Source organism: Gilliamella sp. BG7, assembly GCF_046635565.1.
In the GTDB taxonomy this organism is placed as follows: domain Bacteria; phylum Pseudomonadota; class Gammaproteobacteria; order Enterobacterales; family Orbaceae; genus Gilliamella; species Gilliamella apicola_P.
The window spans coordinates 123376-141832 of record NZ_JBIDFB010000004.1 but is presented as its reverse complement, the minus strand read 5'-3'; the positions used below and the strand labels follow the sequence as shown (position 1 = coordinate 141832).

Genomic DNA, 18457 nt, shown 5'->3' with positions numbered 1-18457 from the left:
CTTTTTTATTATCCAAATTATCATTTTATTTAACCACTTTTATTGATTTAATCTAATTTTGAGAATTTAATTTTGTCTAAAATCTATTATATATATGGCGTAATGAATGCCGGAAAATCCACAGAGCTTTTACAAATTGACCATAATTATTTAAGTAATAATATGCAGACTTTATTACTTAAATCATCAGTCGATACTCGTGACTCGGCAGTTGAAATTGTCTCTCGCTTAGGATTACGTAAAAAAGCGTTACAGCTTGATGACACAACGGTTGATGAAATTATTGAGCATATCAAACAAAGCAATTATGCCTGTATACTAATCGATGAAAGCCAGTTTTTATCGCGTAATACTATTTGGAAGTTATCTGATGTATGTGACGAATATGGCATACCAATCATGTTTTTTGGTATCAAAACCGATTATATGGGACACCTGTTTGAAGGCTCTAAAACACTACTTGAAATAGCTGACAATTTTAGAGAGCTCAAAACTGTATGCTGGTGTGGCAAAAAAGCAACTATGATTTTATTGGAAGGACAAGACGGTAAAATTGTTAAATTTGGAAATTCTATTCATCTAGGTGATAGCGAATACCACTCAGTATGCCGAAAACACTGGAAAGCAGGGCACATAAGGCCTAAAAAAGGATCCTCTTAAGATTTCACACTTATTTCTTTCAATAAATTGCTTGTACATATGCAATATGCTTTTGGAAAAGTGTGAATAAACTCTCATTTTTGCGATTTTCTTTTTGTTGATTCTTTTTATTTTATGTCATATTAACTGACACGATTCAGTATTATTTTGTTAACTATGAGGAATCACCATGAAAATCAAAATTATTTCACTAGCTGTTGTGATTAGTTTAGTTAGTTATAATGCTAATGCTAAAGAATTTGTATTAACTGATAACGAAAAAGGTATTGCCAAAGGTAATTGGTCAGTTTCGAGTCAAGATTTAGGAATAAAAGGTTCAAAATTCGCTATTCAAAATACGATCCTTAAAGGTGGTAAACAAGACGGAACTGAACTACTAACAATTTCTAGTGATAATTTCACTATTAAATTAATTCCAACTCGTGGATTAGGTATTTTGTCTGTTATTGGTGATGGTGTTCGCATGGGATGGGATTCACCAGTAAATGAAGTCGTTCATCCTAAATATATTAACTTAGAAAGTCGGGCAGGGCTTGGTTGGCTAGATGGCTTTAATGAAATGATGGTTCGTTGTGGTTTTGAATGGACAGGCCATGCTGTGCAAGATAGTGGCATCATGTATACGCTTCATGGTCATGCGCAAAATACACCTGTTTCTAAATTAATTGTTGATGTATCGGACAAAGCACCGTACACCATTACAGTTAAAGGGTTAATTAAAGAAAATACTTTCAAAAAAAGCAATTTAGAAACTTGGGCATCGCTGATCTATGTGCCAGGAAGTAGAGAATTTACGGTCCACGACGTTCTCACCAATAAGAGTGATTATATCCGTGATTATCAAATCATCTACCATAGTAATTTTGGTACACCTATTCTTGAAGATGGTGCTAAATTTGTTGCACCAGTTAAAGAAATATCTCCATTTAACGATTATGCAAAAGGTGGCCTTGATACATGGCAAACTTATTTAGGTCCAACTAAAGATTTTGATGAAATGGTATTTAATGTTTATCCTTTTTCTGAGGAGAATGGCGAAACACAAGTTATGGTGACTAATAAAGCAGGTAATAAAGCAGCAGGTATTAGTTTTAATACTAAACAGTTACCCGTACTATCATTATGGAAAAACACCGATACCCTCAAACAAGGCTATGTTACAGGCTTAGAGCCAGGTACCAGTTTTGCTTATCCAGTGACTATCGAACGTGAGCAAAAACGTGTACGTCAGCTTAAACCAGGACAAAGCACTGAATTTACTTTAACTTATAGTTTATTATCTAGCAAAGATGCTGTAACAAAATATGAACAAAAAATTAAAGCTATTCAAGGTAAGCAAGAAACAAAAATTGTAAATGAACCAATAACTAAAGAGTAAATTATTAAAAATGGCTACCAACCTTATATGGTAGCCATAAAACAACTTAATAATCTCAACACTTTTCCCTTATTTTAATATTCATGATAGTAGCCCTAGCTACTTGATTCGCTATCAATAGATAGGTATAGTCACTAAATTAATAATTAGCTTTAATATCGCTTATTTTTGAATGTACAATATAATTTGTAGACTAAATAAAATAATGATTAACAATTTTATTAATATAGGATAAACATGACTCTCCAGCGGATAGTGATTGGCATTAGTGGTGCAACAGGATTTGCTTATGGAATAAAAGCGTTAGAGCTTTTAAAATCACTTGATATTCAGACTCATTTAGTAATATCAAAAGCAGCACAAATAACGCGCACTTACGAATTCCCTAACACCAACATAGCACAAATAGAATCACTAGCTGATAGAGTATATTCTGTCAACAATATTGGTGCGGCCATTGCAAGCGGATCGTTTAAAACTATGGGTATGCTAATTGCACCTTGCTCAATGAGGACTCTAGCTGCCATAGCACATGGCTTATCAGATAACTTACTTACTCGTGCTGCTGATGTTGCATTAAAAGAGCGTCGTCGCTTGGTATTAATGGTTCGTGAATCACCCTTAAATTTAACTCACCTAAAAAACATGGAAACCGTGACACTTATGGGGGGTGTAATATGCCCGCCAGTACCAGCTTTATATCAGCATATTGAATGTTTGGATGATATCATCACCCATAGCGTAGCAAGAGCACTTGACCTATTTGATATTAACATTCGATCGCTACCACGATGGGGCGAAGATCTGCACCTAAAAACTAAAACTGAATAACTCCAATAAATAAAAATATGCAAGCAGACTCTAAAATCATAAAATTTATTAAAAATAACCATGTATTATCGCTAAACGTCATTTTACCTGATAATAAACCATGGGCATGTAATACCTTTTATGTTTTTGATGAATCGGTAATGTGCTTATATCTTCTTTCCGAATTAAAAACCGAACACGCTAAAGCCATGTTAACAAACCCACTAATAGCGGGCACTATCAGTATTACGCCTAAGACGGTTGCACAGATCCAAGGGATCCAATTTCAAGCTCAAGCAACACGATTACAAAAGCAACAAGCTGAGCATGCCTATGCGCTATATTATCGGGCATTTCCCTTTGCAAGAGTTATCAAAGCACCAATTTGGGCATTACAGTTACATTATGTAAAAATGACGAATAATTTGCTGGGATTTGGGAGTAAAATTTATTGGAGAAAAGAAGGAGATTTTTAGATTTTTCTAAAAGACTATTTACGAGTCAGTTCAAATAATAATGGATAAAATGTTCAACTTAGGAATTTTGTACGAATTCCTCGTACTGCTTACCAAAAATCTCTAAAACTACTAGAACAAAAAAAGAAATTAGCCAGTAATTAGTTTATTTTACTAAAAAATAAATTAAAATTAAATATAAATCAACAAGATATATTATTTATTTTATAATGGAAACAAACTCCCATAGTACCGCAAAGGCAATATGCCTGCCTTTTAATTCCGCTATGTATGCCAACAATTAAGCGAAGTTAGCACGCTAAACAGAGATGTTTGGCGAGTTAGGGCATTATTGGGAACATAAATTTTGGAAAAATTTAAACATCTAATATATTTATTTGCTTCAAAAATCCTCATTAAACAACGTTGTTATAAGATAGCATTAGGAACAAGCCCAATTGTACGGTAAAATAGCTCGCATTATTACAATAAATTTCCAAGGAAAATGCATGACGACTGAAATGACAACACTCGACAAAATCAAAAAACAAATTGCCGATAACCCGATTATTTTATATATGAAAGGTTCGCCAAAATTGCCAAGCTGTGGCTTTTCGGCTCAGGCGGTGCAGGTTTTGTCGCAATGTGGTGAAGCGTTTGCTTACGTTGATATTTTACAAAACCCTGATATTCGTGCCGAATTACCTAAATTCGCTAATTGGCCAACGTTTCCACAATTATGGGTTGAAGGCGAATTAGTAGGTGGCTGTGATATTATGTTAGAGATGTTTCAAACAGGCGAACTGCAAACGCTTATTAAGCAAACTGCGGAAAAGTATAAATCCTAATTTAATGCAGTATGGTAAATTAAGCGCGCAAAATAGGCGCGCTTTTTTATTTGTGAATTAATACTGTTTACTCTTGTTTTTGTTGTCCATATTGTTGTGTATTATCTAAATCCTTTTCAATTTTTGCATCTACATCGGAATCTGTAACTGCCAAAGGCCATCCACCTAGTGCTTTAAATTGGTTAACGATTTTACAAAAAAGCATTGCCGTTTTTTGTGTATCATATAGCGCACTGTGAGCTTGTTTATGATCGAATGTGATTTGTGCTACTTGGCAGGCTTTGGCTAGTACTGTTTGACCAAAAACCAAACCACTGAGTGACGCTGTGTCAAAAGTAGCAAATGGGTGAAATGGATTGCGTTTCATGCCTGTGCGTTCAGCAGCTGCCATTAAAAAGCTATGATCAAAGTGTGCGTTATGCGCAACAATCACCGCTCGAGTACATTCACTAGCTTTTATGCCTGATCTAACCATTTTAAAAATTTCGTCTAAGGAGTGCTTTTCGTCAACACCGCCACGAAGTGGATTATCAGGATCGATGCCATTAAAAGCAAGGGCTGCTGGCTCTAAAATTGCACCCCTAAATGGATTGACATTAAATTGTAAGGATTGATCTGGCTCTAGCCAGCCATCTGGGGTCATTTTTAAGGTGATAGCGGCGATTTCTAAAATAGCGTTGAGTTTTGGATCGAATCCAGATGTTTCAATATCAATTACAACAGGATAAAACCCTCGAAAGCGTTCACATAATTTGGCGTTTGGCACGTTAATTTTTCTTATCTATCAAAAAAGCGCTATTATGCCAGCTTTTAACCTGTTCGCCTAGCATTGGCTTTAATAGTTTATATTCAATTTATTAATCTTTGTTAAAGATATTACGGTAAATCTTATACTAATTACATTAAAAACAATGAATAGGTGCCATTATCGGTTAAAATGATTATAATTATCAATCATTGTGACATAATATTAAAACCGAGCAAATAATGCACCAATTTGAATTAGAACAAATTATTAATAATGAACTGCAAATTAGTCGTTATCGTGACTATGCGCCAAATGGATTGCAAGTCCAGGGGCGTAAGCAAGTGAATAAAATTGTTACAGGAGTTACCGCCAGTCAGTTATTGTTAGATAAGGCGGTTGAATTAAAGGCTGATGCGGTTCTGGTACATCATGGTTATTTTTGGAAGAGTGAGCCGCAAATCATTACAGGCATTAAATATCAAAGAATTAAAACGCTATTAACTAACGATATTAATTTATATAGTTATCACTTGCCATTAGATGGCCATCCTGTTTTGGGTAATAATATTGAACTGGCTAATTTATTGGGTATTTCAGTCGATAAACGCAATGACATTACCGATCTGCTTTTTACTGGTACATTAAACACGCCACTTACTGCTTTACAATTTAAACACCAACTTGAGCAAGTATTATACAATAACAAGCAACAAGTACTATTTTGTGGTGATAATGCTCCGCAAGTTATTAATAGAATTGCATGGTGTAGTGGTGGAGGGCAGGATTATATTGAACAAGCAGCATTAATGGGAGTGGATGCTTTTTTTACTGGCGAAGTGTCTGAACGCACTATCCACATTGCGCGTGAATATGGCATTAATTTTTATGCCGCTGGACACCATGCCACCGAGCGTTATGGTATTAAAAAATTGGGTGAATGGTTAGCCAGCTGTTACGGTGTTGAGGTTATTTTTGTTGATATAGATAATCCTGTATAACAAAAGTTGAATTTAGTCTAGAAATATCGCATACTTATTTGCAGATTTTTATTCTTTACGTTGTGTTATAAACCAATTATATGAGAGGTCATTTTATGTTTACAGGAAGTCTGGTCGCACTTGTTACTCCCATGGATACAAAAGGAAACGTGGACCACGTAAGCTTAAAAAAATTGGTCGAATATCATATTACAAATGGAACATCGGGTATTGTTTCGGTTGGTACAACAGGCGAATCAGCAACACTTGATCACCATGAGCATATTGATGTGATTAAAAGAACAATTGACTATGCTGATGGGCGCATTGCTATTATTGCCGGCACTGGCGCAAACGCAACGAAGGAGGCTGTAGAATTAACCCGTAAGATCGAGAATATTGGTGTCGTAGGCTGTTTAACGGTAGCACCCTATTATAACAAACCGACTCAAGAAGGCATGTATCAGCACTTTAGATCTATTGCCGAAAGCACGGAGTTGCCACAGATTCTATATAATGTACCAGGGCGCACTAGCAGTGATATTAAGCCTGAAACTGTTGGACGGTTAGCTAAAATCAAAAATATTGTTGCATTAAAAGATGCAACGGGCGATCTTTCAAGAGTTTATCCTACACGCAAATTAGTTGGCTCTGATTTTAAGTTACTGAGTGGCGATGATTCAACCTTTTTAGATTTTATGATTTTAGGTGGTGATGGTGTTATTTCTGTTACAGCTAATGTTGCAGCTAAGGTCGTTGCTACTGTGTGTCAGCTTGTGGCTAATAATCAAATTCAAGAAGCCCGTAGTTTAAATGACACGTTAATGGCTTTACATCACAATTTATTCATTGAACCTAACCCAACGCCAGCTAAGTGGGCTTGCGCAAGATTAGGTTTAATGCAAAGTGCAACAATTCGGTTACCAATGATATCGTTAAGCACATCGTCAATTCCTATGGTTGAACAAGCGTTAAAAGAGGCGAATTTACTGTAGTATAACTTTCAATTTAAAAAGCAGATATTTATGTTAAATAGCACATTAAACAAAACTTCAAACCTAACCCTATTTAAAGGTAATGTCATTAAAAAAACAGTGGTTTTAACCGCTGTAACTTCTTTATTTCTTATCGGTTGTAGCAGTGATCAAAATTTTAAGCGGGAAGTTGAAGGTAATGAAGATTATCTTAAATCACCTACGTTAAAACCGTTAATTATTCCTGAAAGTATTTCGGTGCCTGCAGAAAGTGGTGAATTTTATGTTGTTAAAACTGAGTTTAAAGGTAATTTAGGAAAAAAACTTGACATTAGACCGCCAATTTTACCAATCCCAACTATTCAAGATGTGCTTGCGGTTTATAATAATGGTTCAGTTACTTTTAATGTGCCATTAAGCAATAATGTATGGAATCGCATTCCTGATAGCTTAAGTAGGAAAAATATCCCTATTGCTAGCCATGACAATAATACTATTAAAACCAATAAAGCCTTTATGGCGCGTGCAGACGAAGATCAAGCGGTTGAAGCCACTTATTCAATTTCAAGACAATTATTAGGCGATACCGAAACAATCACTATTTCAATCATCTCGTTAACCCGAGGTTTCGACGATTTAATTTCGCAACCCATTGAGGTTCAGCGATATGTTGTTGGTTTGTTTAATGATATAATGGATGATGTTGCACCTGATTCGGTTCGCGTTGTGCCACGAAAAGCACAAAATGAAGAGATTGAAAAGGAAAATGCTGAAAGTAAGAAACCAGCAACAGCCGTGAACGGTGCAAATCAAGAATAAGTTTCTAATTTAAGGAGCGAATAGCTCCTTAATTATTTATTGGCAATTGATATAAGGTTATAAACATGAAAAAGTTGGCTGAGCTTTATCGTGGTAAAGCTAAAACGGTATATGCCACCGAAAATTCTGATTTATTAATTCTTGAGTTTCGTAATGATACATCGGCATTTGACGGATTGCGTATCGAGCAGCTAGATCGTAAAGGCATGGTTAATAATAAATTTAACTATTTTATTATGAGCAAATTACGCGAGGCTGGCATTCCAACTCAAGTTGAGACCTTATTATCTGACAATGAAGTGCTTGTCAAAAAATTGCAAATGGTACCTGTTGAATGTGTGGTACGTAATCGAGCAGCGGGCTCTTTAGTTAAACGTTTAGGAATTGAAGAAGGTAAAGTTCTAAATCCTCCTACGTTTGAATTATTCCTAAAAAACGATGTATTGCATGATCCAATGGTTAATGAATCACACTGCAAGGCATTTGGTTGGGCTAGTGATGATCAACTCGCTAGAATGAAAGAACTTAGCTTTAAAATTAACACCATTTTGACCGATTTGTTTGATAAAGCAGGACTAATATTGGTTGATTACAAACTCGAATTTGGATTATTCAAAGGCGAAATCACTTTGGGTGATGAGTTTTCTCCTGATGGTTGCCGTTTGTGGGAAAAAGAGACAATGAAAAAAATGGACAAAGATCGCTTTCGTCAAGGTTTGGGCGGTGTGATTGAAGCCTATGAAGAAGTAGCAAAACGAATTGGTGTTCCTTTGTAATGTTTGTACAGTTTGATATCTCTTTCTTTCTACTTTTGGGGTTAGCGGCTCTGTGTTATTTAACACACAATAACACCGTGACATTTGCAGTGCTGTTATTGTTACTGTTTAAATTAACGCCGCTTGCCTCTTATTTTCCATTTTTAAATCAATATGGCTTAACAATTGGTATTGTTATTTTAACTGCCGCAATGATGGTGCCTTTAGCTGATGGCTCGTTAAAAATAGGCGATATTGCTAAATCATTTACCACGTGGCAATCTATATTAGCTATTTTTGTTGGAATTTTGGTATCTTGGCTTGGTACGCGAGGTATATCCCTCATTGGTGCGCACCCTACGATTATTAATGGCTTAATTATTGGTACGCTAATTGGTGTGGCTTTTTTCAAAGGTATTCCTGTTGGTCCTCTGATTGCTGCAGGTATTTTGTCGTTGTTAATTGGAAAAAGTTAACCTATGCACAATTATCCCAACAGCACAAGGATGCTATGGGTATTACAGGGTGAAGCAACACAGTCATTCAAGCAACTTAGTCAAACTATTTGTCATTACTCAGGTGATTGGTTAACGGTTACATTTCACTCGGAACTTTCTAATTATTTACCCAACACACTAATTTCTGATGTAATATCACCCAATCAAACTAAACAGTTATTGGGGCGGCAGTATCGACATGCTATTTTTGATGCGACGGTAGGCTTTAATCTTGATGCTTTTGCTATGCTTGTTGGCACGTTAGTTAAAGGTAGTATATTGGCTTTATTATTGCCCAAGAATCTGTCTACTTGGCATGATCAAGATAGCTTACGCTGGAATGAAAGCCAAATGCCCATTAATGTGCCTAATTTCGTTGCACATTTAATGCAGACTTTGACTGAATTTGGTTTATCAATTTATCCTAAAATTTCATCAAAACAGGTTATATCTTCTAAGATATCTTTGTCGGAAGTTATTATTGATGACATTTGTGACTTAGACGAGCAACAAGCAACTTTAAAACAATTATTAAATAGCACTAAGCCTATCAACGTATTAGTCGCTAAACGTGGACGCGGTAAATCGGCGCTAGCTGGGTTATTTAGCCATTACCAACGTTGTATTGTGACAGCACCAAATAAATTAGCACTGACGACCTTTTTTGCTTTTGCTAAGCCTGATACCCCATTTTTTGCCCCAGATGAATTAATTGCTCAATCATGTATTACCGTTGCCGATTATTTAATTATTGATGAAGCTGCCATGATCCCACTTCCCATGTTGGAAAAATTGTTAAAATTAGCTAAAACAAATAACACTCGAGTATTATTAACAACGACTGCTGATGGGTATGAGGGCACAGGACAGGGCTTTTTGTTGAAATTGTTATCAAATAAAGCATATCAATATTTTCAGCTATTTAGCCCTATCCGCTGGCAGGCAGGCGATATGCTAGAGCAATTTAGCGATCGATTGTTACTTAATGGTTTATTAACACAGGGCGATAATTTTGATGCATGCCCATCATTAATCCAATATTCAAAAGTTGAACGTAATAATGTTGATACATTAAGGTCAATATTTTATTTATTGAAAGTAGCTCATTACCAAACTACGTTAGTTGATTTAAGACGTCTGTTTGATGCGCAAAATTTGACAATTTGGCAAGCAACAGCTAACGATAACCAAATAGCTGCTGCACTCACTGTTGTTGAAGGTAACTTACCTGATAGTTTAATCACCGAAGTGTGGCAAGGTACGCGTCGACCAAAAGGTAATTTAGTAGCACAGTCGTTAGTCGCCCACGCAGGTGAGCCGCAGGCGGCTAAATTGCGCTCAGTTCGGATTAATCGTATTGCGGTTATTAGTGCCTATCGGCGACAAAATATAGCAAGGCAACTTGTGCAAACTATCTTTGAAGATGCCAAAGCTCAGAATATCGACTTTTTATCGGTTAGCTTTGCTTATACCCCGTCTAATTACCAATTCTGGATTGCTTGTGGGTTTGTTTTGGTGCATGTCAGTAGTCATAAACAGGCAAATAGTGGTAGTTATTCAGTTATGGCGCTAAGGCCATTAACCGATTCAGGGCGAAATCTAACCATTAAATTAAAACAAAAATTACAGCGTAATGTTTATTGGATCAAAGATATTATTGATTTACCATTTACTGAGATGATTGAAAGTAAGAATATCTCTCCACTAACACAAGATTTAAACGCTTACGATTTTGATGAACTAAACGGATTTGCTCACTATCATCGACCGTTTGAAGCCACTTATGCCACACTGTGTCGATTAGTTCGCTATAATCAAAAGCATCAACAATCGCGAAAACCACAATCACAATCACAACCACAGCAACAACTAACATTGCCTGTGTTATCAGCACTGATAAAAAGCAAAAACAATCAATCTTTGCTCATTAGTTCATATCAACTTGCAGGAAAAAATGCATTAATGCAAACCATCAAGCAAGAGATCAAAACATGGTTAGCAATTCAAGTTAGTAATTCATAGTTTGCGATTCATAATTAGTAAATCATGGCAATAATGTGCTTTTTGACGAAAAAACCAATAATAAAGATAGCTGATTATCATTGCAGGTTACCAAGGGCTATGTTTACAATAGTTACCATGTTTAAGTTCAACTTAATTTTTACCCAACTAGTTTAAACTTAACTAGTTTCAACATAATTCGTTTTAATTAAAAAGGAATCGAATGTGACGCAAAATAAATTAGAAAACCAAGCACAACATCGCCATTCAAAAAAACAAACTCAAAATTCAAACAATCAACCCACAACAGGTATTGAGTATTTTTTTAAAGGTTGGTCATTAGCGTTTAGTCCAGGCATTAAGCGATTTGTTTTTTTACCATTAATTGCCAATGTTGTGATTATGTCAGCATTATTTTATTGGTTCTTTACGGCTATCTCGGGCATGGTTGATTGGGGGGTGTCGTATATGCCAAGTTGGTTGCATTGGCTTGGTTATATTATTGTTTTTATGGTTATTTTAGCTTTAGTTATTTTGTTTTGTTATTTCTTTAGTACGGTAACCAATATTATAGCGGCTCCGTTTAATGGCTTGTTAGCTGAACAAGTTGAAGCACAATTAACGGGGATTCCCGCAGCAGATATGTCGTGGATGAGTCTTATTAAGGATCTTCCTCGTATTTTTAAACGTGAACTACAAAAACTAGTTAACTATTTATTATGGGCAATTCCGATACTGCTAACTTACTTTATTCCTGTTATTGGGCAATCAGTAACGCCAGTGGTTTGGTTTTTATTTACCGCTTGGCAAATTAATATCCAATATGCTGATTATGCCTTTGATAACCACAAAATTACCTTTCAGCGTATGCGTGAATTACTCAAGCAAGATCGAGTAGATAATTTAACTTTTGGTATGATAGTCAGCTTTTTTACCATGGTGCCATTACTTAATTTAATTGTTATGCCTATTGCGGTATGTGGAGCAACAGCAATGTGGGTTGATCGTTACCGTCATCAAGCACTATTTGACAGCAGTAACCGAGACTTTCGTTAAGCAGGAAGTTATTTTTTCTTCGTCGAATTTGTTGATGGCCAATCGTCGTCATCATCTTGATAAGGGATAGGTTTTATCCCTTTCTTTTTTTCAAGATACGCTTTATAACTTAGTCGATTCAGCGCCTTAATAGTATTAATAAAAATCCCAATTAAAATTACCACAATTATCCACCAGTAATCTTTAAGCCATTCCATCGTACTTCCTCTTAGATTAAAATCGCTATCTCCAAGTTATAATAGCTAGGCACAATAACAATTGTGCCACAATTATGCCAACAGTAATTTTTCCAATATGCGGTTATAAATTGCAGTTAAGGTAATTATATCTTTGCAGTTGGCGTTTTCGTTGACTTTGTGAATAGTCTTATTTAATACACCTAGTTCGATCACTTGACAGCCCATTTTAGCAATAAAGCGTCCATCCGACGTACCGCCGCTGGTCGATAGCTTAGTATCAATGTTGGTAAATTCCTTAATAGCACTTGCAGCAGCATTAGTTAAATCGCCTTGTGGCGTTAAAAAAGGATGCCCTGATAATCGCCAAGATAACGTATAGCTCAAATTATGTTTTTGTAAAATTTGCTCAACGCGCGCTTTAATTACCGTATCGGTCAATTCACTACTATAGCGAAAGTTAAATTGCACACTTAGATCACCCGGCACAACGTTTTCGGCACCTGTACCACCATTAATATTGGCAATTTGCATAGTTGTTTGAGGAAAATACTGATTGCCTTCATCCCAAACAGTGCTAACTAGTTCATTTAATGCAGGAGCAAAACGATGGACAGGGTTATCGGCAAGGTGGGGATAGGCCACATGACCTTGAATACCATGCACAACTAAATTAGCTGTTAGTGAACCACGGCGACCGTTTTTAATTTGATCGCCAAGTACAGCATCGCTTGACGGTTCGCCCACAATACAATAATCAACACGTTCTTGACGCTTCATTAGCAAATCGACAACCTTGACAGTGCCATCGGTTGCATCGGCCTCTTCGTCTGATGTAATTAAAAAAGCTACTCGTCCAACGTGATTTGGATGTTGCTTAACAAAATCTTCTGCCGCACAAACCATGGCAGCAACGCCACTTTTCATGTCAGATGCACCACGTCCATAAAGCACGCCTTGTTCATCAATGGTTGGCGAAAATGGCGGATAAAGCCATTTGCTTTCATCACCAGCAGGTACGACATCGGTATGTCCTGCAAACATTAAGGTTTTGCTGTTAGCTTCGCCATGATAAGCCCATAAGTTTTTGGTCTTTCCAATATTAACTTCTTCAATAGTAAAACCGAGCGGTTTTAGCCGTTCAATAATCATTTTTTGACAATTTTTATCGTCAGGACTTATTGATTTTTCGGCGATGAGTGCTTGAGTCAGTGCAATAACAGGTTCAGTCATAGTGGTCTCGATTTTTATTTAGATTGCGAAATAAATTGTGAATAAAGTTCCTCTGAAAAGCCCAACAATGCACGCTGCCCATCGATAAGTAAAGGGCGTTTTAAAATAGATGGATTGGCTAACATAATCTTTTTAGCCGTTTGAGCATTATTGGCCTCAGCACGAATAGATTCATCTAACTTACGCCAAGTAGTACCTCGTGTATTGAGCAAGCTTTGCCAATCAACTAATTGTAAAAAAGCATCCAACAGCTCTTCTGAAAGCCCATCGGTTTTATAATTATGAAATTGATAGCTTACATGATGATCATCAAGCCAAGTAAAAGCTTTTTTCATCGTATTGCAGTTTTTGATACCGTAGATAATGTACATAGTAGTTGATCCAACATTGAAAATAATAACAAAGATTATAACAGTTATCGGATTGAAGCGGCAAACTAAAGGGGTTTATTGGTATTAATTCATATTTAATCTTAGATGTTAATGTCAAATGGTCACTAGTGAAAGTTTGAAATTTTAAATATTTGGGGTTGGGAGTTAAGAAATAAATTTTTGATAAGATAATTTTACTCATTTTAAAAAGACCAAACTTCTGCTAACCCTTTTTTTAACAATAAATAAAATAAAATAAAAACAACAAATTAAAAAAAACCTCTAAAAAAAGGGTTTTTAAAAGTAAAAATCTTATTTGCCTTTTGCAAAACAAGGTTTATAGTATGTCTTCTTCTAGTTTACCGCCGAGTAGGCGGTTTAGAAAATTCAATTAACTTTGGCGCATTGTATCGATGAGTTTACCGCCGGGTAGGTGACATATAAATCAAAAAAGCCCTCAACGAGGGCAGTGGATGTCTACCGACAGAATATCTGGCTACGGTTATTAGCTGTGTTCAAAATTTTATTGAACGCTTAAGCTAGTCATTAATAATCCATTATCAATGATATAAAATAATTATTAATCAATTAATTACAACATTTATCAACAAAGTAACGCATAATTCGATTATCGACGGTTAGTTCGGGATGAAATGAGCAAGTCAAAATATTATCTTGCTGCGCCATTACACAATGATTATCAATAAAAGCTAGCTGATTGACTTGCTCACCGGCTTTGGCAATATAAGGCGCACGAATAAATACTGCTGGAATTTGCTCACCAATATTTGGTATCTCTAACATTGTTTCAAAGCTGTTAATTTGCCGACCAAAACCATTGCGTTCAACGCAAATATCCATCAAATCTAATAATTCGACCTCGTTATGAGTTGTCGTTTTGCCACAGAGCACTAGTCCAGCACAAGTACCTAAGATTCCTTTTCCTTGTTTGGCAAATTGTTGAATGGGCGCTAAAAGCCCATTTTGTTTAACTAATCGACTAATTGTGGTCGACTCTCCGCCGGGAATGATTAAACCATCTAAATTAGCTAATTGTTCGGGTTTCTGAACTAGTGTAGCTTGTACATTATCGATACTATTTAGCATCGAAATATGCTCACTAACTGCTCCTTGTAAGTTGAGCACACCAATGTACTTAACATTGCTTATTTTGGATGATTTTGCCATTACCAACCTCGATCTTGCATTCTTTCTGATTGAGCAAGTGTGCTGATTTCAATGCCTTTCATGGCTTCGCCTAATCCTTTTGATAATTCGGCTAATCGTGGATAATCATCAAAATAAGTAGTAGCTTGCACAATGGCTTTGGCAAACTTTTCTGGATTTTGAGATTTAAAAATGCCCGATCCAACAAAAACACCGTCGGCACCCAGTTGCATCATAAGTGCCGCATCGGCAGGGGTAGCAACGCCGCCAGCGGCAAAATTTACAACTGGTAACTTACCTAGTTGTTTTACTTGTAATACAAGCTCATAAGGTGCGCCAATTTCTTTAGCAAAAGTCATTAGCTCATCTTTTGATTTTCCTGTGACCAAACGGATTTGCTCATTTACTTTACGCATATGGCGAACAGCTTCAACAATATTCCCTGTTCCTGGTTCGCCTTTGGTACGTAACATTGATGTTCCTTCACCAATTCGACGTAGTGCTTCACCTAAATCACGACAGCCACAAACAAAAGGCACGGTAAATTCATCTTTTAGAAGATGGTACTGTTCATCGGCTGGGGTTAGTACTTCGCTTTCGTCAATATAATCAACCCCCATTGATTCTAAAATACGTGCTTCAACAATGTGGCCAATACGTGCCTTAGCCATGACAGGTATACTAACTGCATTCATGACTTGTTCAACAATAGTAGGATCTGCCATTCGAGCGACACCACCAGCAGCTCGAATATCTGACGGTACTCTCTCTAAAGCCATTACCGCAACTGCACCAGCTTGTTCGGCAATTTTAGCTTGTTCAGCATTAACAACATCCATGATTACGCCACCTTTTTGCATTTGTGCCATACCACGTTTAACGGTCTGTGTTCCTGTAATTTGATTCATTTTTTACTCCTAGTTGAAAATTGGTCTTGTTTAAAAAGTATTATTCAAAAAGAAACAGTTAGACGAAACAGCCAATTGGACTATAATAAAACCATCCAATTTTAGGTTTATTGGTGTTACTATAAAAATGTTCATATAGAACATTGATTTTATTTTATCTTTAATGTGTTTCTAAAAAAACAAGTGTCTAAAATATGTGGCAAAAACAAAAACTAACCCAATTTGAAGGATCGCTTTTTCAACAACTGACTCACTTAATTGAACATTATATTGAGCAAGGAATTTTGATTGCAGGCGAAAGGTTACCTTCAGAAAGGGAGCTAGCTAAAATGTTACAGATTAACCGCTCAACTGTTGTACATGCACTGGAGCTGTTGACTGAACGAAGCATATTACTTCGACGTCGAGGTAGTGGCACTTATGTCAATAATAAAAAATGGGGCGTGCAAACGTATTCATCGATCAATTGGTGTTTACCAGCCCATTTTTATCGAGATAAAAAATCATTTTATCAACAAAAAGTGGCACAAGTGCGTGCGCAACAAGTGCAAATTTGTGATCTGGCTAATGGTGATTTGCCAACTAATTTAATTCCCAAACTTCAGCTACCCAATACCTCGTTAAATGAATTGATTATGCATGAAAAAAACAGCGATGCATTACAATTAGGTTTACCATCGCTTAAAGCTCAAATTGCAATTTACATGCAAACGCAGTTTTCTATGCAAGTTGATATTAACGAAATTTTAATTACATCGGGCACGCAGCAGTCGTTATTTCTTATTACACAGGGTTTACTTAAGCCAGGTGATCCAGTTGGAATTGAATCTCCTTCCTATTTTTACTCTTTACCTTTGTTTCAGGCTGCTGGATTACGTTTATATGGTATTGAATGTGATAATGAAGGTATTACTATTGAAAGCCTAGCAAATTGCGTACAACAACATCAAATAAAATGGTTGTTTTTGAATCCTATATTTCAAAACCCAATGGGCTTTGTTATGAGTAATAGACGAAAACAGGCAATTGTTGCATTTTGTCGCTCGCAATGTATTGGTATTGTTGAGGATGACGCCTATAGCAGTTTAGCGTTTAAACCTAATTCGTCGGTATTGCCCATTAAAAAATGGGATCAGCATAATCAAGTTATCTATTTAGGATCGCTATCAAAATATATAGGGGCAAATATTCGTATTGGGTGGATGGTGGCGCCGCGCGATATTATTACAAATCTGGCCAATATTCGGCAACACATTGATTCGGGGTTAAGTATATTGCCACAATTATTAGCTCAAGAATATCTACAACATCATCACACTGTCCATCAACAACACTTACGGCAAACATTACAAATCAAAGCAGAGCAGTTAATGCATTGGTTGGATTGCTATTTCGGTGGTGAGATTACTTATCACCCCCCACTAGGTGGCTTTCATTTATATGCGCATTTACCTGTAAAAACGGTAGCGCAGGAATTAGCCTTACTTAACCAACTGTTATCAAAAGGTGTAACGGTATCGCAAGGTGTTGATTTTGGCGATAACTTAGGGGCACTCAGATTAAGTTATGGTCATTTTGATCAAGAAATAATTTCAGAAAAATTATAAAAATACTTCCTTTTTTAGTTACAATAAAATTGATTTTATTGTCGTTCAATATGTAATCTTTTAAAAAACTCCATAATAATCATTTTATTAAAAAGTTATCAACAGGCTTATTCAGTAATTATCAAGTCATACAGTGCATAAGTATCTTAAATCCCTTTTTGAATTATCCGCAAAATAACACCATTTAACCAATTATTGAAATTAGTTTCTTCTTGTTATTTGCTTTTGTAACTCAATACTAATAATTGCCACAATTTATAACATTATGATTAAATATAAAATCACTTATAGACAACAATAGTTCTTAAACCAAATTTAGCTAATTACTTACCTTTTTTAACTCTACTTTACTATTAAGAAAAATATGTTAGTTTACTGTCTGTATTCTAAATCGTTATAATTACAAACATAAGGTGACAAACCATAAACAATATTAGGAGACTATTTTGCATCTTTCATCTAAGGCTTTTCATATTTTAGGTATTATCGCTACAGTAGCTTCATTAGGGATGTATGTTTCTTATATCCCACAAATCATTGATAATTTGCATGGATTTAAAACAAATCCTATTCAACCATTAGCAGCTGCCGTTAACTGTTCACTTTGGGTTTGTTATGGCTTATTGAAAGAAAAGAAAGATTGGCCTTTAGCAATTGCTAATTCGCCAGGAGTGCTTTTTGGGTTAATTGCCTTTTTTACTGCTCTGTAATTTACATTAAGCCATTATGTAACAGGTAATCAGTTGTTCTTAAATTATCGCTTTTTTGGGGAATTTATTGTTAGAGTTAATAATAAATTTCAACAAGAATTGCAAAAAAGATCTATTTTTGTTTTTAAATTAAATCGAAAATTGTGCAGGTTAATATTTAACCATTAAAAAAATAACTTAATAATTATAATGTTATTAAGTTATTAACAGGTTTGTTAAATACTTATCAAATTGTACAGTGAATAAATCAAGTTAATCGATTTGCTTTAATATTACTGATAAAATGATAGTTTTATGATGCATCCAA

General features: G+C 35.7%; 20 protein-coding genes. 14 read left to right on the top strand and 6 right to left on the bottom strand.

All coding sequences use genetic code 11. The features are described from left to right. Positions 1-72: 72 nt before the first annotated feature. From ACGH49_RS04465 to ACGH49_RS04445, 5 genes are all read left to right on the top strand, one after another. Positions 73-660 (top strand): thymidine kinase, encoded by a 588-nt coding sequence (locus ACGH49_RS04465; protein WP_411588368.1) that lies wholly within the window; start codon positions 73-75, stop codon positions 658-660. Positions 661-829: 169 nt separating this feature from the next. After that, positions 830-2038, top strand: a complete 1209-nt coding sequence (locus tag ACGH49_RS04460) for an aldose 1-epimerase family protein (protein WP_411588367.1) — start codon at positions 830-832, stop codon at positions 2036-2038. Between the two features lie 237 nt (positions 2039-2275). Further along, a complete protein-coding gene (locus ACGH49_RS04455; protein WP_411588366.1) occupies positions 2276-2869 on the top strand; it encodes a UbiX family flavin prenyltransferase in 594 nt (197 codons plus the stop codon). A gap of 17 nt (positions 2870-2886) precedes the next feature. Beyond that, positions 2887-3324: a hypothetical protein gene (locus ACGH49_RS04450; protein WP_296209853.1), complete on the top strand. Its 438-nt coding sequence runs from the start codon at positions 2887-2889 to the stop codon at positions 3322-3324. Positions 3325-3824: 500 nt separating this feature from the next. Further along, positions 3825-4151, top strand: a complete 327-nt coding sequence (locus ACGH49_RS04445) for a Grx4 family monothiol glutaredoxin (protein ID WP_034914241.1) — start codon at positions 3825-3827, stop codon at positions 4149-4151. A 67-nt stretch (positions 4152-4218) separates the two neighbouring features. On the opposite strand, the gene rnt is transcribed toward ACGH49_RS04445, so the two are convergent. Further along, positions 4219-4917 carry a ribonuclease T gene (rnt, locus tag ACGH49_RS04440; RefSeq protein WP_411588365.1) on the bottom strand — a complete coding sequence of 233 codons (699 nt, stop codon included), beginning with the start codon at positions 4915-4917 and terminating at the stop codon, positions 4219-4221. A gap of 221 nt (positions 4918-5138) precedes the next feature. Here rnt and ACGH49_RS04435 point away from each other — a divergent pair, with 221 nt between their 5' ends. From ACGH49_RS04435 to cysZ, 7 genes are all read left to right on the top strand, one after another. Continuing rightward, positions 5139-5897: a Nif3-like dinuclear metal center hexameric protein gene (locus ACGH49_RS04435; RefSeq protein WP_411588364.1), complete on the top strand. Its 759-nt coding sequence runs from the start codon at positions 5139-5141 to the stop codon at positions 5895-5897. A 95-nt stretch (positions 5898-5992) separates the two neighbouring features. After that, a complete protein-coding gene (gene dapA, locus ACGH49_RS04430; protein ID WP_296209861.1) occupies positions 5993-6871 on the top strand; it encodes a 4-hydroxy-tetrahydrodipicolinate synthase in 879 nt (292 codons plus the stop codon). Between the two features lie 30 nt (positions 6872-6901). Then, entirely contained in the window at positions 6902-7669 is a 768-nt protein-coding gene (bamC, locus tag ACGH49_RS04425) for an outer membrane protein assembly factor BamC (RefSeq protein ID WP_411588362.1), read from the top strand. A 65-nt stretch (positions 7670-7734) separates the two neighbouring features. After that, the gene (gene purC, locus ACGH49_RS04420; RefSeq protein WP_296209866.1) at positions 7735-8445 is read left to right on the top strand and encodes a phosphoribosylaminoimidazolesuccinocarboxamide synthase; all 711 of its coding nucleotides are present in this window, start codon (positions 7735-7737) and stop codon (positions 8443-8445) included. Further along, positions 8445-8900 (top strand): DUF441 domain-containing protein, encoded by a 456-nt coding sequence (locus ACGH49_RS04415; protein WP_411588360.1) that lies wholly within the window; start codon positions 8445-8447, stop codon positions 8898-8900. Before purC ends, ACGH49_RS04415 begins: the two co-directional genes overlap by 1 nt. Positions 8901-8903: 3 nt before the next feature. Beyond that, on the top strand, positions 8904-10943 hold the full coding sequence (locus tag ACGH49_RS04410) for a GNAT family N-acetyltransferase (RefSeq protein WP_411588358.1): 2040 nt from the start codon (positions 8904-8906) through the stop codon (positions 10941-10943). Between the two features lie 204 nt (positions 10944-11147). Next, positions 11148-11978 (top strand): sulfate transporter CysZ, encoded by an 831-nt coding sequence (cysZ, locus tag ACGH49_RS04405; RefSeq protein WP_411588356.1) that lies wholly within the window; start codon positions 11148-11150, stop codon positions 11976-11978. A gap of 8 nt (positions 11979-11986) precedes the next feature. On the opposite strand, the gene ACGH49_RS04400 is transcribed toward cysZ, so the two are convergent. The 5 genes from ACGH49_RS04400 to pdxS form a co-directional block, all read right to left on the bottom strand. Continuing rightward, positions 11987-12175 (bottom strand): YpfN family protein, encoded by a 189-nt coding sequence (locus tag ACGH49_RS04400; RefSeq protein WP_065589987.1) that lies wholly within the window; start codon positions 12173-12175, stop codon positions 11987-11989. Positions 12176-12247: 72 nt separating this feature from the next. Continuing rightward, positions 12248-13387, bottom strand: coding sequence for a succinyl-diaminopimelate desuccinylase (gene dapE, locus ACGH49_RS04395; RefSeq protein ID WP_411588354.1), 1140 nt, complete (start codon positions 13385-13387; stop codon positions 12248-12250). 14 nt (positions 13388-13401) lie between these two features. After that, positions 13402-13758: an ArsC family reductase gene (locus tag ACGH49_RS04390; RefSeq protein WP_296209885.1), complete on the bottom strand. Its 357-nt coding sequence runs from the start codon at positions 13756-13758 to the stop codon at positions 13402-13404. A gap of 588 nt (positions 13759-14346) precedes the next feature. Next, on the bottom strand, positions 14347-14946 hold the full coding sequence (gene pdxT / locus ACGH49_RS04385) for a pyridoxal 5'-phosphate synthase glutaminase subunit PdxT (protein WP_296209888.1): 600 nt from the start codon (positions 14944-14946) through the stop codon (positions 14347-14349). Beyond that, positions 14946-15833, bottom strand: coding sequence for a pyridoxal 5'-phosphate synthase lyase subunit PdxS (pdxS, locus tag ACGH49_RS04380; RefSeq protein WP_065574357.1), 888 nt, complete (start codon positions 15831-15833; stop codon positions 14946-14948). The genes pdxT and pdxS overlap by 1 nt, the downstream gene beginning before the upstream one ends. 194 nt (positions 15834-16027) lie before the next feature. On the opposite strand from pdxS, the gene ACGH49_RS04375 reads away from it, so the two are divergent. Then, positions 16028-17440 carry a PLP-dependent aminotransferase family protein gene (locus tag ACGH49_RS04375; RefSeq protein ID WP_296209893.1) on the top strand — a complete coding sequence of 471 codons (1413 nt, stop codon included), beginning with the start codon at positions 16028-16030 and terminating at the stop codon, positions 17438-17440. A gap of 446 nt (positions 17441-17886) precedes the next feature. Then, positions 17887-18150, top strand: coding sequence for a SemiSWEET family transporter (locus ACGH49_RS04370; RefSeq protein ID WP_411588351.1), 264 nt, complete (start codon positions 17887-17889; stop codon positions 18148-18150). Positions 18151-18457 lie beyond the last annotated feature (307 nt).